We start from the raw sequence: 23328 nt of genomic DNA, 5'->3' as shown, positions 1-23328 counted from the left end.
GGCCGGGCCAGGGCGCGTCGCGGGCGACAGCGATCCACCGGACCTTGCGGTCTTCCTGGGTGCCCCTCTGTCCTTTTGCCTGAGAGTTTAAAAGCGCGCATCGGCGTGCTTCGTGCCCCTTCGGCGCCGGCACTCGCCGGTCTCTCCAGAGTTTTGGTACGGGTGGTATCGGGCCTGAGCGATTACGGGCGTTGCGCCTTCGGCAGCGGGTGTCCGCTTCTCCCACCATGTAGCCCGGCGATTATAGCCCAGCGCTTTGGGCCGCTGGGCCTTTCCCGCACATGAATACGAGGCCGCGCAGGCACGCAAAGCCCGGCCCGGGCATGGTGCCGGCCGCGACAAAGGCCTATGATCACCGGATCCTCGTATTCATCTGGCGCCGCCCGTCCGGGCTGGCGCCCGCCGTGCATTGCGCATGGCCGCTGACGGAAGCCCGCATGACGCCCGCCTCGCCCTCGACCCGCCGCCTGGCCCTGCTGCTCGCAGGCCTGGCGATGTTCGGTCCGTTCTCGATCGACACCATTTTCCCGGCGTTCCTGCTGCTGGGCGACCGCATGCAGGTGGACCAGGTCGCGGTGCAGCAGACCATCAGCGTGTACCTGCTGTTCTACGGGCTGATGAGCCTGGCGCACGGCCCGCTGTCGGATGCGTTCGGCCGGCGCCGGGTGATCATCGGCGGGCTGGTGTTGTTCATCGGCGCCTCGATCGGGTGTGCGCTCTCACGGGACATGACCACGCTGCTGGTCTTCCGTGCCCTGCAGGGCGTGACCGCCGGCGTGGGCGTGATCGTCGGCCGTGCGGTGATCCGCGATCTGTACCACGGTGCCGACGCGCAGCGACTGATGAGCCAGGTCTCGATGATCTTCGGCGTCGCGCCGGCGATCGCGCCGATCATCGGCGGTTGGATCCTGCTCGGTGGCGGCGACTGGCCGCTGATTTTCTGGTTCCTGGTGCTGTTCGGCGTGGTGCTGCTGCTGGCCACCGGCAAGTGGCTGCCCGAAACCCATCCGGTCGAGGCCCGCACACCGCTGTCGATGCGCGCGCTGCTGCGCAGCTATGCCCGCATGGGCTCCAACCCGCGCCTGCTCCGTCTGGCCGCGGCCGGCGCCTTCAACTTCTCCGGCATCTTCCTGTACATCGCGTCCGCGCCGGTGTTCGTGATGCAGCATCTGCAACTGGGCGAGGGCGGCTTTGCGTGGCTGTTCATCCCCACCATCGGCGGCATGACCATGGGCTCGTTCCTGTCCGGTCGGATGGCGGGCCGGCTCACCGCGCAGCGGCAGATCGCGATCGGGTTCGGGCTGTGTGCGGTCTCGGCGCTGTTGAACGTCGGTTACGTGGTGTCGGTGCCGCAGATCGCGCTGCCGTGGGCAGTGATGCCGATCTTCCTTGGCGGTGTCGGCATGGCGCTGATCTTCCCGATCCTGGCGCTGGCCGTGCTGGACATGTATCCGCATCAGCGCGGCCTGGCCTCGTCCATGCAGATGTTCATCCAGCTGATGATCAACACCGTGGTGGCCGGCGTGGTCTCGCCGGTGCTCAGCAGCAACCCGCTGCATCTGGCCCTGGGCTACGCAGGCTTCTTCGCCATCGGCGGCAGCTTCTGGTACTGGGAGCGGCACTGCGAACGCCGCCGCGACCTGCTCACGCCGATCGAGTGAGCCACACGCACGCCCCGCCTGCACAGAATGCAGGCGTGGCGCCGTTGTCTACGCCTCGCCGCGGCGTATCCTGTTCGCTCGCCAGCCAGTTCGTGCATCACGACAGCCACTACGCTCCCTGCGGACCCCATGTCCGCCGCAACCCAGGGTGATTGGATGGCTGCACAGCAGACCTACCGCCTGTTCGACGTCGCGCTGAAGCAGCGCACGGTTCTCTCCCCCTCGCTGATCCGCATGGTCTTCGCCGCGCCCGACGTGGCCAACATGAAGACCGAGGGACCGGACCAGCGCATCAAAGTGTTCTTCCCATTGCCCGGCCAGGCAGCACCGGAGGTGCCGCAAGGCGAGGACTGGTACGCACGTTATCGCGCGCTGCCCGATACCGAGCGTGCGCCGATGCGCACCTACACCCTCCGCGCGCTGCGCCCGGACGCCGGCGAGGTCGATGTCGATTTCGTGCTGCATGGCCCGACCGGGCCCGCCTCGCGCTGGGCCATGCAGGCGCGCGTCGGTGATCGGGTCGGCCTGCTGGCGCCGGACGCGCAGGTCGAGGCCAGCAGCGAGGGCTACGAGTGGAAGCCGCCGGCGCAGGTGAAGCGGGTGCTGCTGGTCGCCGACGACACCGCGCTGCCAGCCGTGGCCGGCATTCTGGAGGCGCTGGCCCAGTGGCCGCAGCCGCCGGAAGTGCAGGCCTTCCTGGAGGTCGAGCACGAGGCGGATGTGCTGCCGCTGCAGGCACCGCATGGTGCGCAGTTGTTCTGGCTCGCGCGCGAGGGCGCCGCGCATGGCCAGCGGCTGCAGGACGCGGTGCGGGCGCGGATCGGCCCGTCGGGCATCGGTGGCGGTGAGCAGCCCCTGGCCGAGATCGACATCGACCAGGACATCCTGTGGGAGCAGGCCAGCGCCGAGCAGGACGGGCTGTATGCCTGGGTCGCTGGCGAAGCCGGGGCAGTCATGGCGATCCGCCGGCATCTGGTGAAGACATGCGGGATCGACCGTCGGGCCATCACGTTCATGGGCTATTGGCGGCACGGAAAAGTCCTCGATTGAGCTGGCCACGCAGGCTCCAGGACGGGCCCGCCAAGGCCCGTGCGGTATCCTTGGCGCTTTGCCGCAGTCCGGATTTCCCCATGTCGACCACCTCCAAACTGCGCCGCGACATCCGCCGGCGCCGCGAAACCCAGGCCGCCAACCGCGAGCAGGCCAACGCCACGCCGGTTGAGCCGCATGCCGAGCTGCGTGACCAGCAGCGCACGCTGCTGGCCGGTATCGTCCGCCGCGATGGCGAGTGGGTGCTGGGCATGGATGGCCGCATTGCCGGCCAGACCCCCAGCGCGGCGCGGGTGCTGGCCCTGATCATGCAGGCTGCCGAACTGCACGAACGCCAGGGCACCCCGGTGCGCCTGGTGTACTCGGATGCGCTCAAGGACGCGGCGCATGCCGAGGCCAAGGCCGACGGCATGGACTTCGACCAGTTCAAGGTGGAACTGGCCGCGAGCCTGAAGCCGCGTGCCCGCCAGGGGGATGCGCCGGCCGAGTGATGGCGCTACCGCACAGGGCCTGCTGCTGGTCGGCGGCGCTTTGCCCGGCAAAGCGCACCGATCGGTTCCCATGAAAAAGCCGGCCCGAGGGCCGGCTTTTTCGTTTGCCATGGTGCGCGGACCAGCGGCCAGCGCGACCGGTCAGTGGGCCGCAGGTGCGGTTGCGGTCGGTGCCGCCGCAGCGGTAGCCGCCGGCACCTGCCAGCCACACATCTGGCCCTGGTTCTGCTGCTTGAGCCATTCGTTGACCGGGGTGAAGTACTCGATCATCGGGCCGGCATCGAGCTTGTCGCCACCGGTGATCTCCTTCAGCGTGGCCTGCCACGGCTGGCTGGCACCCTTGCTCAGCATGGCCCAGAACTTCTGGCCGGCTTCCTTGTTGCCGTAGAAGCTGCACTGGTGCAGCGGACCCTTGTAACCGGAGGCATCGCACAGGCCCTTGTAGAACTGGAACTGCAGGATGCGCGCCAGGAAGTAGCGGGTATACGGGGTGTTGCCCGGCACGTGGTACTTGGCGCCCGCGTCGAAGAATTCCTCACCGCGCGCGGTGGCCGGCGCCACGCCCTGGTACTTTGCCTTCAGGTCCCACCATGCCTGGTTATAGTGGTCCGGCGTGATCGAGCCGTCGAACACGCCCCAGCGCCAGCGGTCGATCATCAGGCCGAACGGCAGGAACGACACGCCGCTCAGGGCCATGCGCATCTGCGCGTTGATGGTCGCCTCACGGCGTTCCTGCGGGGTGTCGACCAGGCCGATCGAGTTGAGGTACTGCGGGGTCATCGCCAGCACGATGGTGTCGCCGATCGCTTCGTGGAAGCCATCGTTGGCACCGCCTTGGAACAACGGCGGCAGCGGGTTGTAGGCCAGGTCGTAATAGATGTGGCCCAGCTCGTGGTAGATCGTGGTGAAGTTCTCTTCGTTGGGCTTGATGCACATCTTGGTGCGCACGTCGCCGTCCATGTTCATGTCCCACGCGCTGGCGTGGCAGACCACGTCACGGTCCAGCGGCTTGATGAACTGGGTCTTGTCCCAATACGACTTGGGCAGGGCCGGCATGCCGAGCGAGACGTAGAAGTCCTGCGCGCGCTCGGTCATCTGCTTGGCGGTACGCAGTTCGGCCTCACGCTGCGCCTTGTACAGCGCTTCCACGTTCGCGCCGCTGCCGGCCTTGGCCAGGGCACCACTCAGGTTGCTCTGGTACTGCTTTTCCAGCGCGGCGGTGATGTCCAGGTTGCCGGCACCGGGATACGGTTCCAGCTGGTCCCACAGATTGGACCAGTCCTGCTGCCACATGTTGCCGGTCAGGTGTGCGGCGATCAGGCCACCGTTGACCTCGGCCTTGTCCTTGCCGTACGTGCCGTCGAGCTTGGTGCGCGCGTAGCAGTGAAGCTGCTCGTACATCGGCTTGACCTGGTCCCACAGCCGGTCGGTTTCCGGGCCGATCTGGTCGGCGGGCATGTCATAGCCGCTGCGCCACATCTGGCCGGCATCGGCGAAGCCCATTTCCTTGGCGCCTTCGTTGACCAGGCTGACGAAGCGCTCGTAGTCGGCGCGCATCGGCTTGGTGGTGCCATGCCAGCCCTGCCAGGCGTCGAGCTGCTTGTCGTAGTCGCGGCTGCGCGCGAGCACCTGTTCCAGATCGCCCAGCTGGCGGCAGCTCTGCGGGTTGGCCTCGTCGGTGCAGTACTTGCCGGAGCCGTAGGCGCCCTCCATGCGGCTGGCGATGCGGGTCAGCTCGGAGAGCTTGGCCGGGTCGCGCGGGGCGGGCATGGAGGTCATCAGCTTGAGCAGATGGATCTGGCGCTTGGTGTCTTCGCTCATGGGCTGGCCGTCGTACTGGCCGGCCTGGGCGATCCAGCCGTTGAGGACGGTGAGCCAGCGTTCATTGGCCTTGGCCGCGACGCGCTCGGAATCGTCGTTGATGTAGGTCGACGACAGCCACTGCGCCGAGGTCATTTCCGGGTACATCGCCTTGTACTCGGCGTTGACGCGGGCGATGAACTGGTCCGCGGTTTCCTTGGACTGGGTGGTGCCCGTGGCCGGTGCATCGGCGGGGGACGGTTCCTTCTGGCAGGCCGCCAGCGTCAGTGCGGCAGCACTGACTGCCAGGGCCAGCAGGAGCGGGCGGTGGTTCACGGGCACATCCTTGGGTGGTGTCAGACCGGCGAAGGCTAGTGAAGCGCCGGGCGCACCGCAAGGGGCAGGGCAGCAGAGGGGGTTCGATTGGCACCGCCAACGTCAACGTCAAGGTCAACGGCGATGCGTCCGTGCTCCGTGAGGCGGGGCGGTGCGCATGGGACAAGCCTGCTTATGCCTCGCACCCAGCAAACAGATCCCGGCCACGCTCATACACCGAGGTCTTGACCTGCATCAGCCCCAGTACCGAGGGGAACAGATTGTCGTGGTCGGTGTACTTGCCCGCGCGCTCCCGCACGCAGGTCAGGTTGAGCCCGCGGTTGGTCGCGAAGGAAGGGGAGAACCACATCGTCATCGGCACGCGGGTCTGTTCCTGCGGGGCGATCGCGTACGGCACCCCGTGCAGGTACAGGCCCTTCTCGCCCAGCGACTCGCCGTGATCGGAAAGGTAGATCATCGCGGTGTCGTAGTCGTCCATGCCCTTCAGCGTGCCGATCGTGCGCGACAGCAGGTGATCGGTGTAGAGCAGCGCGTTGTCGTAACTGTTGGTGATCTGCGCGCGGCTGCACTTGCCCAGGTCCGGGGTGTCGCAGGTGGGGGTGAAGCGGCGGAAGCGCGCCGGGTAGCGTTCGAAGTAGCTCGGGCCATGGTTGCCCAGTTGATGCAGCACCACCACGCGGTCGCCGGGCCTGGCGCGGACCTGGGCGGCCAGGTCGTCGATCAGGATCTCGTCCATGCAGCGCCCGTTGGCGCACAGGGTCGGGTGCTTGGCATCATCCAGCGGCTGCATTTGCAGGCCCTCGCACACGCCCTTGCAACCGGACTGGTTGTCGCGCCACAGCGTGGCGATGCCGGCGTGATCCAGCACGTGCAGCAGCGACTGGTGCGCACGGATCTTCTTTTCGTCGTAGTCGTGGCGCCCGTAGGGCGAGAACAGGCAGGGCAGGGAGACTTCGGTGCTGGTGCCGCACGAATGCATGTCCGGGAAGTTGATCACCCCGGCCTGGGCCAGTTCCGGCGTGGTCTGTCTGGCATAGCCGTTGAGGCCCCAGTTCTGTGCGCGTGCGGTTTCGCCCATCACGATCACCAACAGGCGCGGGCGGCTGCCGACCGCGCGCGGGGTGGCCTTGGCATCGGACCCGATTGGCAGTTTCGGGGCGCGCTGGATCGGGTTGTCGCCGCGCAGCGCCTTGGGCAGGCCGAGCAGGACGTTGCCGGGGGTCGCCAGGTAGCGCACTTCGCGCTGGTTGCGCATCAGCGAGGACATCTCCTGGAAAGACAGCATCGCCCCGCCGAAGGCGATCAGGGCCGACAGCAGCAGGAAGCCAATGCGCCACAGCAGCGCCCTGCCCAGCGTGCGGCGGCGCAGCTGCACGCGCCACAGCAGCAGCATCGGCGCCAGGGCCAACAGCAGCAGTGGGGCGATCAAGGTGGGCGTGATCAGTTCGCGGCTTTCCTTGTGGTCGGTGGCCAGCACGTTGCGCAGCATGTCCGCATCCAGATAGATGTGGTAACTGCTCATGTAGTGCGCGGCCAGCGCCGTAGCGATCAGCAGCACGCTGAGCACCACCTTGGCGTTCCAGCGCCACACCAGCAGCCCCATCAGCAGACAGTGCGCGCCGACCAGGAACAGCAACAGCGAGACGGCGAAGCCGATGCTGCCCGGGTGCGTGGCCATCGCGCTGTGCCAGAACAGGCCATTGCAGGCCACCGCGAAGAAGATGCTGGTGAGCAGGATCAGGGTTTCGGTGGTGCACTGCGGGCGCCAGGCACGCAGGGTGGCCAGCGCCGACAAGCGCGTGGCGCGCGGAAGGGTGGTGCTCATGCCACTTCTCCCTGCGCGATGCCTGGTGACGTGCCGCGTTCGCGCAGCCGCACCGGTTCGATCAGCAGATACAGGCCAAGCGAAACCGTCCAGCAGATGGCCAGCGTCCACAGGTCATGCGACAGGAAATGCGCACCGCGCAGCTGCTGCGAGACGCCGAACACGCCGCCAGCCAGCAGGCCGACGGCCAGGCCGCGCCAGCGCCAGGCCGGGTGCACCATCAGCGCGAAGAAGTACAGGCTGACCCACGCAAACCCCGCGCTGGAATGCCCGCCTGGAAAGCACACCCCACGCGGCATCCCGGGTGGGCGTGTTGCGAACAAGCCGATGAACTGCCGGGTGCCGCCATAGCGGGCCAGATCCCACGGGCAATCCATGTTGGTCAGCGACTTGAGCAGCGAGACCACGCCGGTGCCCAGCGCGACGGCCAGCACCAGATACAGCAGCGGCCAGCGCCATGCGGGTGCGCGCTCGGTGCGCCAGGCGTGGAAGCACAGCACGATCGCGACCAGCGCCGCGACACTGCTGGTCCACTTGCCGGCCTGGTGGATCAGGTGGGTGGTGACCCAGGCGTTCTGCAGCGCCCACTGCTGCCCTTCGAGTCGATAGAGGCGATCGGCCAGCCACTGGTCGCCACCGGCGCCCATCAGCATCGCGCTGGCGAGCAGCGCCAGCGCCAGCGGTACCCAGAGGTGGCCGCGGAGGAAGCGTGGGGTGACCGCGGTGGCCGACGTGGATGAAAGGGCAACGCTGGACGCTGGGAACATGGACAAAGGGGCCGGCGGGAGATTCCGGCGCCATGGTCGTCAGCGCAGTGTCGGAGACCGGTCGGAGCGATGTTGGCCGCTGGTTAAGCGCGGCCTGCCGTTCAGTCTTCCTCGTCCTGCGCGGTGTCGGTGGCCGTGACGGCGGCATGGCAGTCGGCCTGCCAGGCAGTACCCGGGAACAACAGCCACCGGTTGCGGTTGGCGCTGCCGATCTCGATCACCGCCGCCGGGTCCACGCAGGGACTGATCGCTTCATCGAGCACCAGCAGCCAGCGCTGGCGCGGCGCCTGTGACAGCCACGGCCCTGCGGCCTGCCATTGCTGGTCCCACGGGGTCTTGAAGCCGAAATCGGTCACCGGGCGGTCGGCCTGCAGCAGGTTCTGTTCGCGCCAGGCGACCACGCCGAGCTCGGCCTCCGGCCCGATCCGCAGGCCGACGCGCTGCATCACCGCCGAGGCGGAGCTGTACGGGTCCAGGGTCGGCATCAGCACCCAGCCGTACAGATTCCAGAGCAGGAAGGCCGCCGCGACCACCAGCACGCCTGCCCGGCGCTGGCGCCACCACAGGGCCAGCGCCAGCAACACCACGCCGAAGGCGATCAGCCAGCCGCCAAGCACGGGCAGCAGCGTATCGGGCATCGCGCGCCGCGCCAGCTGCACGTGCGCCCATTCGCTGGCCGACCACAGCTGGGTGCCGACATACAGCGCCGCCACGCCGAGGACGGCGACATAGGCCCACAGCAGCCAGCGCAGCCCGGCCCGGCGCAGCAGCCCGGGCAGCAGCGGGGCGGCGGCCAGGCACAACGCGGGCAGCATCGGGAAGATGTAGACCTCCCGCTTGCCCGGGCTGGCACTGAAGAACACCAGCACCAGCAGGGCCCAGCCCAGCAGCAGCCACCAGCGTCCATCCAGCCGCTTGAGGCGGCGCCACCATGCCGGAACCAGGGCGGGCAGCAGCAGGCTGCCCGGCAGCCACAAGGTCGCCATGACCTGCAGGTAGTACCAGGCCGGCTTCACGTGGTGCCAGGCGTTCGCGTAGCGGGTGCCGGTCTGCTTGAACAGCAGCTCGCGCGCATAGGCGTGCAGGGCCGGGTCGGCCGAGTGCAGCAGCGCCACGCCCAGCGGCGCCAGCCACACCGCCGTGCCGAGCAGGAAGGCCGGCAGCAGCCACCACAGGTCGCGGGCAGTGCCGGCCGGCAGCCTGGCGCCGCGCACGCGCCAGCGCCAGGCGGCGAACGGCAGCAGCACCAGCAGCGGCAGGAAGCCCACGCCCTTGGTCACCGTGCCCAGCCCGGCGGCGAAGCCGGCCAGCCACAGCGCGGGCCGGTTGCGGCCTTCCAGCAGGTGGCGCAGCAATCCCCATAGCGACAGGGTGGTCATCGCCACGAGCACCATGTCGATCTGCGCCCGCTTGGCCATCAGGCCGAACTGCAGGCAGCTGAACAAGGCGAGCATCGCCCACCAGCCAACACGCCGGTTCCACAACCGCCGGCCCAGGTCCCAGGTCAGCCAGAGTGTCAGCAGAGCGGCAAGCAGCGAAGGCACCAGGAAGGCGATTGTCCAGCCGCCGAACAGCTGGTGGCTGGCGGCCTGCAGCCACATGAACACCGGCGGTTTTTCCGCGTACAGTTCGCTGCCACGGTGAGGCAGCAGCCATTGCCCGGAGGCGACCATGGCCCGTGCAGCCAGCACGAAACGGGGTTCATCGGGCGGGGAGGGCTGGCGCAGGCCGATGCCCGCCGCCAGGGCCAGCAACAGGGCAAGGCAGACCAGCACACGCGGCCAGCGCCGCAGGAAGAAGGATTCGGTCACGCCAGGCTCTTTGGCAAAACGGCCACTGTCTCCCCGACAGCGTAGGAAAAGCGTCGTAACCACCCCCATTGCGACCGGATTCCGACATGGTTCCCGCTACCATGCGCCCAACCGGTCAAGAGAGTCTCCCATGCGGCTGCTGGTCATTGAAGACAACCGTCAGCTGGTTGCCAATCTATTCGATTATTTCGAATCGCGGGGCCATGTACTGGACGTCGCACCCGATGGCGTGACCGGCCTGCACCTGGCCGTGTCGCAGCCCTATGACGCCCTGATCCTGGACTGGATGCTGCCGCGCATGGAAGGGCCCGAAGTGCTGCGCCGGCTGCGTGCCGACCACGGCTCGGAAGTGCCGGTGATCATGCTCACCGCGCGCGACGAACTCCCCGACAAGATCGCCGGCTTCCGCGCCGGCGCCGACGACTACCTGACCAAACCCTTCGCACTGCCCGAGCTGGAAGTCCGGCTGGAAGCGCTGATGGTGCGCGCCAAGGGGCGCAACCCGCGCAAGGTGCTGGAAGTGGCCGACCTCAAGCTGGATCTGGCCACCCTGGAGGCGCAACGCGACGGCAAGCCGCTGCACCTGTATCCGGCCTGCCGCAAGCTGCTGGAGGTGCTGATGCGCGCCAGCCCCGGCGCGGTGACCCGCCAGCAGCTGGAATTCGCACTGTGGGGTGACGAGCTGCCCGACGGGGATCTGCTGCGCTCGCACGTGTACGAACTGCGCCGCAGCGTGGATGGCCCGTTCCAGCAGAAGCTGATCCACACCTTGCCGCGGGTCGGTTACCGCCTCGGCGTTTCCGCGGCGGGCGGTGCAGATGAAGTGGCGTAAGCGCCCGCCCACGCCATCGCCGATGCACCGGCGCATGGTGTGGTGGCTGCTGGGCTACCTGGCGCTGATTTCGCTGGCGGTGTTCAGCGTGGGCAACTACGTGCACGAACACGCCGAACACTCGGCATGGCGGGCGCTGCTCAACTCCGAGCTGGACAGCATCGTCAACCACATCGAACATGAGCCGCACTACCGCTGGCAGGATTCGGACACGCTGCGGCTGTTCTACATCAACGGCAGCCCGACGGTGCCGGACAGCCTGCGCACGCTGCACCCGGGGCTGCACGACGGCGTGGAGGTCAACGGCCGCGCCAGCGCGGTGATGGTGCGTGAAACCACCCAGCTTGGGCGCTTGGCGCTGGTGCTGGACATCAACGATTTCCACGAGCTGGAGCAGTTCGCCACGCGCTGGGTGCTGCTGGCCGGCGTGCTGATGATCATCGTGACCGTGCTGATGGCCTCCTTCGGCGTCGGGCGGCTGGTGCGGCCGCTGAGCTCGCTGGCACGGCGCATTGACGATCTGCACCCGGGGGTGCCCGGGCAACGGGTGGAGGTGGACCCGCGCGCCAGCTCCGAGCTGTACGTGATCGCCAACGCGCTCAACGACTACCTGGCGCGCAACGAACAGTTCGTCGAGCGCGAGCGGGTCTTCATCAGCACCGCCAGCCACGAACTGCGTACGCCGATCGCGGTGATCACCGGGGCCTCGGAACTGGCGCTGGGCCAGCCGGACATTCCAGAGCGTGTGCGCCAGCAGATGCAGCGTGTGCACCGCACGGCCCAGGGGGTAGAGCAGCTGATCCAGCTGCTGCTGGTGCTCGCACGCGACCCGGCCCGGCTGGCCGCGCTCGGTGAACGCATTCCGCTCGACCTGCTGGTGCCGGACATCATCGAAGACCATCGCCATCTGATGGGCGACAAGGACCTGCACATCGAGATCGACGGTCTTGCGCGCGTGGATATCATCGCCCCGCTCGGCGTGGTCCAGGCCGCGATCGGCAATCTGCTGCGCAACGCGATCGAGAACAGCGGTCGCGGCACCATCCACATCCAGGTCTCCGGGCAGGCCGTGGTGACGCTGCAGGACCCCGGGCTGGGCATGAGCCCGGAAGAGATCGCCGCCGTACATGCGCGCATGGCGCGCGGCGACCGCAACGAGCAGAGCGGCATCGGCCTGGAGCTGATCGCCCGGCTGTGCGAGCACCTGGGCTGGGCGCTGCAGATCCAGCCGCGTGTACCGCGCGGTACCTGTGTGATCCTCGATCTGGGCGCTTCGCTGCCGGGTCGCTCTGAACGCGCATCGCTGCCCGCGTCGTGATCGGCCCGCGCGCTGCGCTGCAAAGTGTGGCGTCGTGAAGACAATGTTAAGCTCCGGAGGCGCCGCTCTATGCGGCGCTTTTTTTTATCCCTTCGATCGACAGAGGATGGCTTGATGCCGACCGAACCCAGTACTGCCCTGATCACCAATGACATCGTCGGCCTCGGCCTGATCGCCGCCACCCTGGCCGTGATCTTCTGGGCCGCCAGTGGCCCGACCCCGATCCTCAAGAAGATTTTCGCGTGGGTGCCGGCGCTGTTGCTGTGCTACTTCATCCCGGCCATCTACAACACCGCCGGCCTGATCGACGGCCACAACACCTCGCTGTACAACCCGATCGCCCGTGACGTGCTGCTGCCCGCAGCGCTGGTGCTGCTGACGCTCTCGATCGACCTGAAGGGCATCATGAAGCTGGGCCCGAAGCTGCTGGTGGTGTTCTGCGCCGGCACGCTGGGCATCATCCTCGGCGCGATCGTGTCGTTCCAGACGATGTCCTGGATCCACCCGGCCACCGTGGCCGGTGATACCTGGAAGGGCATGGCCGCCCTGGCCGGCAGCTGGATCGGCGGCGGCGCCAACATGGTGGCGATGCGCGAAGTGTTCGGCACCGATGCCACCACCTTCGGCCAGTTCGCGGTGGTCGATGTGGCCTGCGCGAGCCTGTGGATGGCGGTGCTGCTGTTCCTGGCCAACCGCGCCCAGCAGATCGATACGCGCAATGGCGCCGATACCCGTGCCATCGATGAGATGAAGGCCCGGATCTCCGCCTACGAGGCGCAGAACGCCCGTATTCCCAGCCTTACCGACCTGATGGTGATCGTCGGCGTGGCGCTGGGCGGCGTCGGGCTGGCGCATGCCATCGCCGCACCGCTGAGCGGCTGGTTCAAGGCGAATGTGAGCTGGGCCAGCCAGTTCAGCCTGGACAGCGCGTTCGTCTGGGTGGTGCTGTTGTCCACCGCGCTCGGCCTGGGCCTGAGCTTCACCCGTGCACGCAGGCTCGAATCGGCCGGTGCGTCGCGCCTGGGCACCCTGTTCCTGTACTTCCTGATCGCCTGCATCGGCATGCAGATGGACCTGCTCTCGCTGCTCGACCGCCCGTGGCTGTTCGCGCTGGGCGCGATCTGGATGCTGACCCACATCCTGGTGCTGTGGATCGCGGCCAAGCTGATGCGCGCGCCGCTGTTCTTCTTCGCCATCGGTTCGCAGGGCAACATCGGTGCAGCCGCTTCGGCGCCGGTGGTGGCCGCGGCGTTCCACCCGAGCCTGGCGCCGGTCGGCGTGCTGCTGGGCACCGTGGGCTACGCCACCGGTACCGGGCTGGCCTATGTGACTGGCCTGATCCTGAAGTGGATGGCGGGCGCGTAAGCGCGGCCTCCACGTCGTGCCCCCGGGGCGGCCTTGATGGCCGCCTCTTTTTTGGACGGGTGGTCAGGGGTCAAACCTGACCCAAAAAAACGGCGGCGCCTGCGCGCCGCCGTTTCCGTGTTCACTGGCCGCCATCGTTCAGCAGCAGCGCCCCCCGTTCTTGCCGCTGTACCGCGCCTCCTGGCGCTCGCGGAAGAACGTCTTGTAGTCCATCGGCACGCGGTCCGGATGCTTTTCCAGCACATGCCGGACGTAGTTGTCGTAGTCGGGAATGCCGCAGCACAGCCGCGCGGTCTGCACCAGGCGCCGCCAGATGCGGCGGTGGGCCTGGTACTGACCGGCGGGGACGAGTTCGGTGCTCATCACAGGTCCGCCATCTGGTGCGGCTGCAGTGCCACGTACGGGGTTTCCTTGTCGGTCCGCTGCGGCGTGCGGCGGGCCATGAAGATGGTCTTGATCGCGTAGAACAGGATCGAGAACACCACGAACAGGAACAGCACGGTCAGGCCGGTGTTGACGTAGGCGTTGACCACGATCTGGTGCATCTGGCCGACGGTCTTGGCCGGGGCGGTCAGGGTGCCGGTGGCGATCGCGTCCTGGTACTTGTGCGCCTGGGCCAGGAAGCCCTGCGCCGGGTTCTTGTCGAAGATCTTGATCAGCCCTGCATAGGTGGTGCAGATCAGCAGCCACACCGCCGGCACACCGGTGACCCAGGCGAAGCGGTCACGCTTCATCTTGAACAGGACCACGGTACCCAGCATCAGCGCGATACCGGCCAGCATCTGGTTGGAGATGCCGAACAGCGGCCACAGGGTCTGGATGCCGCCGAAGGGATCCACCACGCCCGTATAGAGCAGGTAGCCCCACAGCGCCACGCAACCGGCGGTGGCGATGATGTTGGCCGTCCACGATTCGGTCTTCTTCAGGGCCGGGATGAAGTTGCCCAGCAGGTCCTGCAGCATGAAGCGACCGGCACGGGTACCGGCGTCGACCGCGGTGAGGATGAACAAGGCTTCGAACAGGATCGCGAAGTGGTACCAGAACGCCATCATCGCGTTGCTGCCGCTCGGGATCGCCTCGTGCAGGATCTGCGCGATGCCCACCGCCAAGGTCGGTGCGCCACCGGCGCGGTGCAGGATGGTCGGCTCGCCGATCGCCGCGGCCGTGGCCTCCAGCTGCTCGGGGGTGATGATGAAGCCCCACGTGTTGCTGATATAGGCCGCAGCGGAGACCGCATCCGGGCCGATCACGGCGGCCGGCGCGTTCATGGCGAAGTAGATGCCCGGGTCGATGATCGAGGCGGCTACCAGCGCCATCACCGCGACGAACGATTCCATCAGCATGCCGCCGTAGCCGATGTAGCGCATGTGGCGCTCATTGGCGAGCAGCTTGGGCGTGGTGCCCGAAGCGATCAGAGCGTGGAAACCGGAGACCGCGCCACAGGCGATGGTGATGAACAGGAACGGGAACATCCCGCCCTTCCAGACCGGGCCGTCGCCGCTGGCGGCGAACTGGGTCAGCGCCGGCATCTTCAGCTCGGGCATGACGATCAGGATGCCGATCGCCAGCGCCACGATGGTGCCGATCTTGAGGAAGGTGGAGAGGTAATCGCGCGGGGCCAACAGCAGCCACACCGGCAGCACCGAGGCGACGAAGCCGTAGCCGATCAGCATCCAGGTGATCTGGATACCGGTGAAGGTGAAGGCCGGGCCCCAGACCGGGTCGGCGGCGACCTTGCCACCGAACCAGATCGCGGCGAGCAGCAGGATCAGACCGACCACGGAGATCTCACCGATCTTGCCCGGGCGGATGTAGCGCATGTACACGCCCATCAGGATCGCGATCGGCATCGTCGCGATGACCGTGAACATGCCCCAGGGGCTTTCGGCCAGCGCCTTGACCACCACCATCGCCAGCACCGCCAGGATGATGATCATGATCAGGAAGGCACCGAACAGGGCGATGGTGCCGGGCACCGGCCCCATTTCCTCACGCACCAGGTCACCGAGCGAGCGGCCGTTGCGGCGGCTGGAGAGGAACAGGATCATGAAATCCTGCACCGCGCCGGCCACGACCACGCCCACCACCAGCCAGAGCAGGCCGGGCAGGTAGCCCATCTGGGCGGCCAGCACCGGGCCGACCAGCGGACCTGCACCGGCGATGGCGGCGAAGTGGTGGCCGAACAGTACGTGCTTGTTGGTCGGAACGTAATCCAGACCATCGTTGTTGATCACCGCGGGCGTGGCCCGGGTCGGATCGAGCTGCATCACCTTGTCGGCGATGAACAGGCTGTAGAAGCGGTACGCGATGAGATAGATGGAGACCGCAGCGACGACGATCCACAGCGCATTGATGGGCTCACCGCGGCGCAGTGCGACGGTGCCTAGACAGAAGGCGCCGAGCAGTGCGATGACTGCCCAACCCAGTTTCGAAAAACCTTTCATGAGATTGCGTCTCCCTGGAGATCGTCGTAAGAGTCCGCCTTGGCACTGACGGGGTCAATGCAATGGCGGGGGCTTGCCGCTAGTACTTTGGTCGTAGGGTGGGCGCGGTGCGTGCCCGTGCACGTCATCGGAACATCACGCTTGGAACAATCGGTTGCGGGCGTGGCGGTTGGCCGGCGGGGCCGGCGCGCCCATCTTGTAGGCAGTTCACCGATCCTGGAGTCATCATGAGCAGCCCAACCCCGGTGCGCGTGCTGCGCACCATCCGTGGCATGGCCACCTCCGATGGCGCCGGCGTGCGCCTGACGCGCGTGATCGGCGGCCCCTCGCTGCCCGACCTGGACCCGTTCCTGCTGCTGGATGAATTCGGCACGGACCGCGCCGAGGACTACATCGCCGGCTTCCCGAGCCACCCGCACCGTGGTTTCGAGACCGTGACCTACATGCTCGATGGCCGCATGCGGCACAAGGACAACCATGGCAACGAGGGCCTGCTCACGCCGGGCAGCGTGCAGTGGATGACCGCCGGCCGCGGCCTGATCCACTCGGAGATGCCCGAGCAGGAATCGGGGCAGATGCGCGGCTTCCAGCTGTGGGTGAACCTGCCCGCGCGCGAGAAGATGACCGAGCCGAAGTACCAGGAGTTCGCGCCGGACCATATTCCGGTGACGGCACCGGCCGGGGGCGTGCAGGTGAAGGTCATCGCCGGCCAGGTGGGCGACACGGTCGGGCCGATCGTGCAGCCGGCCACCGATCCGGTGTACCTGGACATCACGCTGGATGCCGGCGCGGGCTGGAGCTACGTGCTGCCCGATGGCCATAACGCGTTCGCCTATGTGTTCGAAGGCGGGCTGGAGATCGGCGAAGGCGACGATGCGCGCCCGGTGGCCCGCCAGGAAATGGCGGTGCTGGGCGGCGGCGAGCAGCTGGTCCTGCGTGCCGGTGAAACCGGGGCGCGCCTGATCCTGGTGGCGGGCCGGCCGCTGCGCGAGCCGGTCATGCGGCATGGGCCGTTCGTGATGAACACCAAGCAGGAGCTGATGCAGGCCTTCGTGGATTTCCAGGAAGGCCGCTTCTGAGGGGCGCTGGCACCGCTCGCTGGCCGACAAACGCATGACACCTGACGGTGTGGGAGGCGCCGGCCAGCGGCCGGCGCTACCGTGGATGGCGGGATGAGTGCGGTGCACTGTCCCGGCCTCGTGCTCAGCGCCCGGCGGCGACGGCCGAGGGCGTCAGGCTCATGCCCTGCGCCAACGATTGCAGCGAGCCGAGTTCGCTGGCGTCACCGGCATACAGCGCGATCTGGGCAAAGCGGTTCCTGTCGAACTTGACCACGGTGATACGGCGGGTTTCATACCCCGGCGGCTTCTGGCCGCCCAGGTCGGGCTGGTACCAGTACAGGGTTTCACCGGCGAAGCTGCCTTTTTCCTGGCGCAGCGAACGGTTCAACGGCAGCTCCGGATTGCGTGCGCTCAAGGTCAGGCTGAGCACTTCACGCCCATCGGCGGTGCTGGCCCTGCACAGGATCAGGTCGCGCTGGGCCAGTTGCTGCCAGTGCAGGCCGCTGCTGGCGGGCAGGGACGGACATTCGCTGGTCGCTTGCGCCGCGACGGCGCCGGCAGACACCAGCAGACACACACACACGACAGCGCGCAGGACGTTCATGCATTCCCCCAAGGTCGATGATCGCGTCCGTCGCTGACAGGCGTTCCGGTGGCCGTCCACACCCCTGGCCGTGGTGGCGCATTCCCCGCGCGCCTACCGGATCACTCGCTGCCGTCAGTGTCGGACGAGTGCTCGGGACCTTAACGGAATGTGACTCAGTGTACAAATAACGGTTTCAGTTGATTCTTTTGTCAGCGGCCGGGCGGGGGTTGCCCGCCCGGCCCTGAGCATCAGCGCGGCGCGGTGCCCATCCACTTGTAGAGGGTGCCGCCGATCAGCCCGCCCAGCAGCGGCGCCAGCCAGAACAGCCAGAGCTGGCCGAGCGCGCCGCTGCCGGCGAACAGGGCTACGGCGGTGGAGCGCGCCGGGTTGACCGAGGTATTGGTCACCGGAATGCTGATCAGGTGGATCAGGGTCAGGGCCAGGCCGATCGCGATCGGGGCGAAGCCGGCCGGTGCGTTGCCATGGGTGGAGCCCATGATCACGATCAGGAAGAACGCGGTGAGCACCACTTCGCAGAGGGCGGCGGCGGCGACGCTGTAGCCCCCTGGCGAAAGTGCGCCATAGCCGTTGCTGGCGAATGCGCCGGCCTGGCTGCCATCGATCTGGAAACCGGGCGCGCCGGAGGCGATCTGCAGCAGGATGAAGCCGGCCAATGCGCCGCCCAGCACCTGCGCCACGATGTAGGGAAGCAGCTCGCGCGCGGGGAATCGGCCGCCGGCCCACAGGCCAACACTGACCGCCGGATTGAAGTGCGCGCCGGACACGTGCCCGAACGCGTAGGCGCCGGTCAGCACGGTCAGGCCGAAGGCCAGCGCGACGCCCAGAAAGCCGATCCCCAGCGGATTGCCATCGCCGCCGAACGTGGCGGCCAGCACGGCGCTGCCACACCCACCCAACACCAACCAGAACGTGCCCAGGAACTCGGCGGCCAGACGTTTGCCCATGCTCATCGACGTGCTCCACGTGTATGCCCGGGGTGGGCAGGCGCAACGTAGCTGAATCGGGGTTCATCGGGGTGACGGTGGCGTCAACACCCGACGAACGGTCGATGGCGGTGCGCGGGTCAGTACGTGGGCAGCGGAATGAACTCTTTGTCGTCGCCGGGAATGGTGCCGAAACGCCCGGATTCCCAATCGTGCTTGGCCTGCTCGATACGCTCGGTGGAGCTGGACACGAAGTTCCACCACAGGTGGCGCGGGCCATCCAGCGGTTCGCCGCCCATCAGCATCGCCTTGATCGGGGTCTTGGCACGCAGGCGGCCGCGGGCACCGGGCTCGGGAATGATCAGGTGCTGGGCAGGAACATCCACGCCATCGAGCTGGGCCTGGCCTTCCAGGATGTAGAGCGAGCGCTCGGCGTGGCCGGTATCGAGATCGATTTCCGCATCGGCATCCAGATCGATGGCAACGTTGAGGGTATCGGCGAAGACCTTCACCGGCGATTCTTCGCCGTACGCGCGGCCGGCGATGACACGCAGCCAGGCTCCCTTGCGGCGCTGCTGGGGCAGGGTGGCGGCGGCATGGTGGTAGAACGCGGGGTCGGTCTCTTCAAACTGCTTCGGCAGCGCGAGCCAGGTCTGCATGCCGTGCAGCGGATGGTCGTGCTCGCGTTCGACGGCGGGCGTGCGTTCGGAATGGGCGATGCCGCGGCCGGCGGTCATCCAGTTGACGTCGCCGGGGCGGATCACCTGGTCCGAGCCGAGCGTGTCGCGGTGGCCGATGGCGCCGGACCACAGGAAGGTGACGGTGGCCAGGCCGATATGCGGATGCGGGCGCACGTCGATGCCGGTGCCGGGGGAGAGCACGGCCGGGCCCATCTGGTCGACGAAGACGAACGGACCGACGCTGCGCGCCTGCAGGGTCGGCACGGCGCGGCGTACCTGCAGGCCACCGATGTCATGGATGCGGGGGGCGATGATGGTCGTCATGCGGGCGGTCTCGCTGGCGGGGACAGAGCGGGAGGATCGCATGCGGGGTGTGGGGGCGGGAGGCCTGTATCGGTAACAGGTTGTTCTGGTCGCACAGGGACGGCAGCACAAACGACAACGCCACCTCACGGTGGCGTCGTCACATCACATCATCGCGCCTCAGATCACGGGCTCACGCAGTACCGGCGAGTCCCAGCCCGGGCGCGGGGCGAAGCGATCGCCGTAGCGCTGCTGCAGCACCTTGAGGCGCTCGACCAGGGCATCGGCACCGGTGGCACGGATGTACTGGATCGGGCCACCGCGGAACGGGGCGAAGCCGGTGCCGAAAATCACGCCGGCATCGAGCAGGTCCGCATCGGCGACCACGCCGTCGTGCAGGCAGGCCACCGCTTCGTTGAGCAGCGGCAGGATCAGGCGGTCTTCCAGATCGGCCGGGATCTCGTAGTTGGCGGGGACGTCCGGCTTCTGCGCCCGGCCGTTCTCCCACTTGTACAGGCCCTGCCCGTCCTTCTTGCCGCGCTTGCCCTGTTCCACCGTCGCCAGGGCAGCCGGCACCTGCAGCCCCAGGAAGGGCGCCAGTTCCTTGCCCACGCCTGCGGCCACGTCCAGACCGACGGTATCGAGCAGTTCGATCGGGCCCATCGGCATGCCGAACTTGACCGCGGCCTTGTCCAGCACCGGCCCGGGCACGCCTTCGGCGTAGGCGGTGGCGGCTTCGAGCATGTACGGGAACAGCACGCGGTTGACCAGGAAGCCAGGGGTACCGGCGACCGGCACCGGGAATTTGCCCAGTGCCTTGCAGAACGAGGCCAGGCGACGCTCGGTTTCCGGGGCCATGCCGTCGTGATGGATGATTTCCACCAGCGGCATCTGCGCGACCGGGTTGAAGTAATGCAGGCCGGCAAACTGCGCCGGGCGCTGGATGTGGTCGCGCAGTTCGTCCAGCGGTATCGAGGAGGTGTTGGTGGTCAGCAGCGCATCGGCCTTCATCTTCGGCTCCAGCGACTGGTACAGATCACGCTTCGCTTCCGGATTCTCGATGATCGCTTCGATCACCAGATCGGCCAGCGCCACGCCCTCGCCCGCGAGATCGGCCTTCAACCGCGCGGCCACGGCCGGGCGCTTGCTCTCGTCCTTCACCCGCTTGGCGAACAGCGCCTGTGCGCGTTCCATGGCCGGATCGATGAAGCGCTGCTCGCGATCCTGCAGAGTCACGTTGAAGCCCTTGTAGGCCGACCACGCGGCGATGTCACCGCCCATCACGCCGGCACCGACCACGTGCACGTGCTGGATGCCATGGTCCTTGCCACCCAAGGCCTTCAGGCGTTCGGTCAGGAAGAAGATGCGGATCAGGTTGCGTGCGGTCGGCGTGCCGGCCAGCTTGACCACCGCGCGGCGCTCGGCATCCAGGCGGGTCTGGATCGGGCTGCCACCGGTGCGCGCCCAGGTGTTGATCAGCGCGTACGGCGCCGGGTAGTGCTCCTTGCGCGCCTTGCGGGCGACCTGCTTGGCCATCTGCGGGGCGAGCAGCCTGCGCGCCAGCCAGGTGTTGGTGATCCACGCCGTCGCGCGCTGCTTGAACGGGCGGGTGGTGCCCTTCAATGCAAGCGAGACCGCGGTATCGAGAAGCACGGCGGGCGCGACGACCTTGTCGACCAGGCCGATGTTGCGCGCGGCCGAGGCCGACAGATTGCGGCCGGTCAGCATCATGTCCATCGCCGCCGGCGCGCCGACCAGCTGCGGCAGGCGCGAGCTGCCGCCCCAGCCCGGGAAGATGCCCAGCTGGGTTTCCGGCAGGCCGATCCGGGTGGACGGATCGTTGGAGGCCACGCGGTAACGGCAGGCCAGCGCCAGCTCGGTGCCGCCGCCCAGGCAATGCCCATGGATCGCCGCCACGGTCGGGCAGGGCAGTTCGGCCAGCTTCTGGTAGGTGCTCTGGCCACGGCGGATCGCGTCATTGACGGTGCCGCGGCGGTCGAACGCCTGGAATTCCTTCAGGTCCGCCCCGGCGATGAAGCCGGCCGCCTTGATCGACTGGATCACCACCGCCTTGGGCGGGTCCATCGCGATCCGCTCGATCAGGTCCCCCAGTTCGAGCAGCACGTCCTGCGACATGGCATTGACGCTGCTGTCCTGGCGGTCGAGGCTGAGCACCACGACGCCATCGTCACGGATCTGCGGGTGCCAATGCGAGAAGCGGAGCCCATCGAAGCCTGAGAGCATGGGAACGTTCCATCCGGTTGTGTATGGAGAAGGGGGCTATGATCCAGAGGTTGTTTCCTCCCCGTCAAATCCCTATAGCTGGGGAGAGATACCGTCGATTCATTGCCTGGATCGGAAACCTTAACGGAACGGTGGTTAAAAGCTGGTGCGGCGCTGTGTGATCGAGCGCTGAACTTTTCCCGGGATTGGCAGTCTCATTGCCCGACGTCGGTTGGGCTGACAGGAGTGCGGCCCCCCATGGCCGAGGTTGAAACACCACAGGAGCTGGACCTGGAGCTGGTCCGACGTGTGCAGCGTGGCGAGAGCGCGGCGTTCGATGTCCTGGTGCGCAAGTACCAGCATCGGGTCATCGCGCTGATCGGGCGCTACATCGCGGACTGGAGTGAATGTCAGGACGTCGCCCAGGACACGTTCGTCCGCGCGTATCGCGCGATCGGCAGTTTCCGCGGCGACGCCCAGTTGTATACCTGGCTGCACAGGATTGCCGTGAACACTGCCAAGAACCATCTTGCCGCGCACAACCGCCGCCCGCCCACCGATGACATCGAAATCGGGGACGCCGAGCAGTACGACAGCGGCACCCGCCTGCGCGACACCGACACGCCCGAACGCGAGTTGATGCGACAGGAACTGGAACAGACGGTGATGAAGGCAGTGTCCGCGCTGCCTGAAGAACTGCGGTCAGCCATCACCATGCGCGAGGTGGAGGGCCTGAGCTACGACGAAATCGCGCAGAAGATGGGGTGCCCGATCGGCACCGTGCGGTCGCGGATTTTCCGTGCCCGCGAGGCGATCGACACTGAACTTCGGCCGCTGCTCGATGTGGGCAGCGCCACCCGCGAGAAGAGCCGCGCATGAGCCACGATATGTCCAATGATGCTTCCCGGGGCGCGTCCCCCGATAAATTCGACGCCCATTACCGTCAGCAGCTGTCCTCGCTGATCGATGGTGAACTGTCGGCCGATGAAGCGCGCTTCATGCTGCGTCGGCTGGAACACGATGAGGCCTTGTCCAGCTGCAACGAACGCTGGCAGATGCTGGGCGATGTGCTGCGCGGGCAGGCCTGCGCACCGGCCCCGGTCGATTTCGCCGAGCGTGTGCGCGCGTCCGTGGCCGTAGAGCCCGCCCCGGCGATGCAGGCCAGGGTGGAGCGTGGCCCGGAGCAGGCGCAACGGCGCGGCAGCTGGCGACGCTGGGGCGGTGGCGCGGCGTTGGCCGCCTCCGTGGCCGCGGTGGCGATGTTCATGACGCGCGAACAGCTGCCCGCCCAGGCCCCGCTGGAGGCGCCGACCACCATCATCGCCAGCCAGGCCGAACTGCCGGCCGCACCGGTTACCGGAGCCTCTGCCGCCGAACAGGCACTCGCCGTGGCTGCGGTGCCAGCGGCTGCGGTGGCGGCGGCCAGCCGCCGCCAGGACGTGGCCACCGCACGCCGCGCCAGCGCCAGCGCCACGCGCACCCAGCAGGCCGCGCGTGGCAGCGCCGCCGAACGCAGTGCCGAACCGCAGCGGGCGGTTGCCAGTCAGGCGCCGTTGACCCCGGCCATCCCGGCGGCGACCGTGCGGCAGTTCCCGTTCGGTGAGGTCGGCAACCTGCAGGCCAAGCCCTGGCCGCGGTCCAGCCTGGCCCCGGCTGCGGGCGGGGCGCTCAATGCGAGCTTCTCCACGCAGGCGCCGCAGGCTGCGTTCTATCCCTTCGAGCCGCGTCTGCAGGAGTCAGACGAAACGGCCGAACCCGCACGCCGGCACCGCGACTGAGCATCGTCGCGGCGACGCTCCGCTCCGGCCCGTGCGCCGGAGCGTTCCCCCCC

Annotated in this window: 19 protein-coding genes and 1 riboswitch; of the genes, 9 read left to right on the top strand and 10 right to left on the bottom strand. The window is 67.7% G+C overall.

The window, feature by feature from the left end; all coding sequences use genetic code 11:
• Positions 1 to 57: 57 nt before the first annotated feature.
• A riboswitch (glycine riboswitch) is annotated at positions 58 to 159 on the bottom strand.
• A gap of 278 nt (positions 160 to 437) precedes the next feature.
• The 3 genes from PV764_RS05975 to PV764_RS05965 all read left to right on the top strand — a co-directional run bounded on the left by PV764_RS05975 (position 438) and on the right by PV764_RS05965 (position 3202).
• Positions 438 to 1661, top strand: coding sequence for a multidrug effflux MFS transporter (locus PV764_RS05975; protein WP_421116303.1), 1224 nt, complete (start codon positions 438 to 440; stop codon positions 1659 to 1661).
• 156 nt (positions 1662 to 1817) lie between these two features.
• Positions 1818 to 2711, top strand: coding sequence for a siderophore-interacting protein (locus tag PV764_RS05970; protein WP_037553227.1), 894 nt, complete (start codon positions 1818 to 1820; stop codon positions 2709 to 2711).
• Positions 2712 to 2791: 80 nt separating this feature from the next.
• Positions 2792 to 3202 (top strand): hypothetical protein, encoded by a 411-nt coding sequence (locus PV764_RS05965; RefSeq protein WP_070425682.1) that lies wholly within the window; start codon positions 2792 to 2794, stop codon positions 3200 to 3202.
• 141 nt (positions 3203 to 3343) lie between these two features.
• Here the strand turns inward: PV764_RS05965 and PV764_RS05960 are convergent, their stop codons facing one another.
• The 4 genes from PV764_RS05960 to PV764_RS05945 all read right to left on the bottom strand — a co-directional run bounded on the left by PV764_RS05960 (position 3344) and on the right by PV764_RS05945 (position 9741).
• Complete coding sequence (locus PV764_RS05960; RefSeq protein ID WP_421116302.1) at positions 3344 to 5338, bottom strand: M2 family metallopeptidase; 1995 nt, start codon at positions 5336 to 5338, stop codon at positions 3344 to 3346.
• A 172-nt stretch (positions 5339 to 5510) separates the two neighbouring features.
• Positions 5511 to 7163: a phosphoethanolamine transferase gene (locus tag PV764_RS05955; RefSeq protein ID WP_421116301.1), complete on the bottom strand. Its 1653-nt coding sequence runs from the start codon at positions 7161 to 7163 to the stop codon at positions 5511 to 5513.
• Complete coding sequence (locus tag PV764_RS05950; RefSeq protein ID WP_421116300.1) at positions 7160 to 7936, bottom strand: phosphatase PAP2 family protein; 777 nt, start codon at positions 7934 to 7936, stop codon at positions 7160 to 7162. Before PV764_RS05950 ends, PV764_RS05955 begins: the two co-directional genes overlap by 4 nt.
• Before the next feature lie 95 nt (positions 7937 to 8031).
• Positions 8032 to 9741: a glycosyltransferase family 39 protein gene (locus PV764_RS05945; RefSeq protein ID WP_399619232.1), complete on the bottom strand. Its 1710-nt coding sequence runs from the start codon at positions 9739 to 9741 to the stop codon at positions 8032 to 8034.
• A gap of 130 nt (positions 9742 to 9871) precedes the next feature.
• On the opposite strand from PV764_RS05945, the gene PV764_RS05940 reads away from it, so the two are divergent.
• From PV764_RS05940 to PV764_RS05930, 3 genes are all read left to right on the top strand, one after another.
• A complete protein-coding gene (locus PV764_RS05940; protein WP_019183467.1) occupies positions 9872 to 10573 on the top strand; it encodes a response regulator transcription factor in 702 nt (233 codons plus the stop codon).
• The gene (locus tag PV764_RS05935; protein WP_019183466.1) at positions 10560 to 11891 is read left to right on the top strand and encodes a sensor histidine kinase; all 1332 of its coding nucleotides are present in this window, start codon (positions 10560 to 10562) and stop codon (positions 11889 to 11891) included. The genes PV764_RS05940 and PV764_RS05935 overlap by 14 nt, the downstream gene beginning before the upstream one ends.
• A gap of 114 nt (positions 11892 to 12005) precedes the next feature.
• On the top strand, positions 12006 to 13256 hold the full coding sequence (locus PV764_RS05930) for a DUF819 domain-containing protein (RefSeq protein ID WP_019183465.1): 1251 nt from the start codon (positions 12006 to 12008) through the stop codon (positions 13254 to 13256).
• A 138-nt stretch (positions 13257 to 13394) separates the two neighbouring features.
• Here PV764_RS05930 and PV764_RS05925 read toward each other — a convergent pair whose 3' ends face one another.
• Positions 13395 to 13619: a YbdD/YjiX family protein gene (locus PV764_RS05925; protein ID WP_019183464.1), complete on the bottom strand. Its 225-nt coding sequence runs from the start codon at positions 13617 to 13619 to the stop codon at positions 13395 to 13397.
• Positions 13619 to 15700, bottom strand: a complete 2082-nt coding sequence (locus PV764_RS05920) for a carbon starvation CstA family protein (RefSeq protein ID WP_070425673.1) — start codon at positions 15698 to 15700, stop codon at positions 13619 to 13621. The genes PV764_RS05925 and PV764_RS05920 overlap by 1 nt, the downstream gene beginning before the upstream one ends.
• A gap of 227 nt (positions 15701 to 15927) precedes the next feature.
• Between PV764_RS05920 and PV764_RS05915 the strand changes: the two genes are divergently transcribed.
• On the top strand, positions 15928 to 16779 hold the full coding sequence (locus tag PV764_RS05915; RefSeq protein WP_284128895.1) for a pirin family protein: 852 nt from the start codon (positions 15928 to 15930) through the stop codon (positions 16777 to 16779).
• A gap of 124 nt (positions 16780 to 16903) precedes the next feature.
• On the opposite strand, the gene PV764_RS05910 is transcribed toward PV764_RS05915, so the two are convergent.
• The 4 genes from PV764_RS05910 to PV764_RS05895 form a co-directional block, all read right to left on the bottom strand.
• Entirely contained in the window at positions 16904 to 17365 is a 462-nt protein-coding gene (locus PV764_RS05910) for a hypothetical protein (protein ID WP_019183460.1), read from the bottom strand.
• A gap of 230 nt (positions 17366 to 17595) precedes the next feature.
• A complete protein-coding gene (aqpZ, locus tag PV764_RS05905) occupies positions 17596 to 18318 on the bottom strand; it encodes an aquaporin Z (protein ID WP_019183459.1) in 723 nt (240 codons plus the stop codon).
• A gap of 113 nt (positions 18319 to 18431) precedes the next feature.
• Entirely contained in the window at positions 18432 to 19295 is an 864-nt protein-coding gene (locus PV764_RS05900; RefSeq protein ID WP_019183458.1) for a pirin family protein, read from the bottom strand.
• A 159-nt stretch (positions 19296 to 19454) separates the two neighbouring features.
• Entirely contained in the window at positions 19455 to 21518 is a 2064-nt protein-coding gene (locus PV764_RS05895; protein ID WP_284128897.1) for a 3-hydroxyacyl-CoA dehydrogenase NAD-binding domain-containing protein, read from the bottom strand.
• A gap of 237 nt (positions 21519 to 21755) precedes the next feature.
• Here PV764_RS05895 and rpoE point away from each other — a divergent pair, with 237 nt between their 5' ends.
• Together rpoE and PV764_RS05885 are read left to right on the top strand one after the other, a co-directional pair.
• On the top strand, positions 21756 to 22376 hold the full coding sequence (gene rpoE / locus PV764_RS05890) for an RNA polymerase sigma factor RpoE (protein WP_421116299.1): 621 nt from the start codon (positions 21756 to 21758) through the stop codon (positions 22374 to 22376).
• Entirely contained in the window at positions 22373 to 23275 is a 903-nt protein-coding gene (locus PV764_RS05885; protein WP_421116298.1) for a sigma-E factor negative regulatory protein, read from the top strand. Before rpoE ends, PV764_RS05885 begins: the two co-directional genes overlap by 4 nt.
• The last annotated feature ends 53 nt before the right edge of the window (positions 23276 to 23328 follow it).

This window comes from Stenotrophomonas sp. AS1, from assembly GCF_048957655.1.
GTDB classification, from domain to species: Bacteria; Pseudomonadota; Gammaproteobacteria; order Xanthomonadales; family Xanthomonadaceae; genus Stenotrophomonas; species Stenotrophomonas bentonitica_A.
The sequence above is the reverse complement of the archived record's forward strand: the minus strand, read 5'-3'. Positions and strand labels throughout refer to the sequence as shown.

What these genes read in the sequence shown, in the direction of transcription:
- rpoE (WP_421116299.1), top strand. Translation starts at nt 21,756, where the DNA reads ATGGCCGAGGTTGAAACACCACAGGAGCTGGACCTGGAGCTGGTCCGA.
- PV764_RS05930 (WP_019183465.1), top strand. Translation starts at nt 12,006, where the DNA reads ATGCCGACCGAACCCAGTACTGCCCTGATCACCAATGACATCGTCGGC.
- PV764_RS05955 (WP_421116301.1), bottom strand. Translation starts at nt 7,163, where the DNA reads ATGAGCACCACCCTTCCGCGCGCCACGCGCTTGTCGGCGCTGGCCACC.
- aqpZ (WP_019183459.1), bottom strand. Translation starts at nt 18,318, where the DNA reads ATGAGCATGGGCAAACGTCTGGCCGCCGAGTTCCTGGGCACGTTCTGG.
- PV764_RS05925 (WP_019183464.1), bottom strand. Translation starts at nt 13,619, where the DNA reads ATGAGCACCGAACTCGTCCCCGCCGGTCAGTACCAGGCCCACCGCCGC.
- PV764_RS05915 (WP_284128895.1), top strand. Translation starts at nt 15,928, where the DNA reads ATGAGCAGCCCAACCCCGGTGCGCGTGCTGCGCACCATCCGTGGCATG.
- PV764_RS05920 (WP_070425673.1), bottom strand. Translation starts at nt 15,700, where the DNA reads ATGAAAGGTTTTTCGAAACTGGGTTGGGCAGTCATCGCACTGCTCGGC.
- PV764_RS05885 (WP_421116298.1), top strand. Translation starts at nt 22,373, where the DNA reads ATGAGCCACGATATGTCCAATGATGCTTCCCGGGGCGCGTCCCCCGAT.
- PV764_RS05970 (WP_037553227.1), top strand. Translation starts at nt 1,818, where the DNA reads ATGGCTGCACAGCAGACCTACCGCCTGTTCGACGTCGCGCTGAAGCAG.
- PV764_RS05940 (WP_019183467.1), top strand. Translation starts at nt 9,872, where the DNA reads ATGCGGCTGCTGGTCATTGAAGACAACCGTCAGCTGGTTGCCAATCTA.
- PV764_RS05975 (WP_421116303.1), top strand. Translation starts at nt 438, where the DNA reads ATGACGCCCGCCTCGCCCTCGACCCGCCGCCTGGCCCTGCTGCTCGCA.
- PV764_RS05965 (WP_070425682.1), top strand. Translation starts at nt 2,792, where the DNA reads ATGTCGACCACCTCCAAACTGCGCCGCGACATCCGCCGGCGCCGCGAA.
- PV764_RS05935 (WP_019183466.1), top strand. Translation starts at nt 10,560, where the DNA reads ATGAAGTGGCGTAAGCGCCCGCCCACGCCATCGCCGATGCACCGGCGC.
- PV764_RS05895 (WP_284128897.1), bottom strand. Translation starts at nt 21,518, where the DNA reads ATGCTCTCAGGCTTCGATGGGCTCCGCTTCTCGCATTGGCACCCGCAG.
- PV764_RS05910 (WP_019183460.1), bottom strand. Translation starts at nt 17,365, where the DNA reads ATGAACGTCCTGCGCGCTGTCGTGTGTGTGTGTCTGCTGGTGTCTGCC.
- PV764_RS05900 (WP_019183458.1), bottom strand. Translation starts at nt 19,295, where the DNA reads ATGACGACCATCATCGCCCCCCGCATCCATGACATCGGTGGCCTGCAG.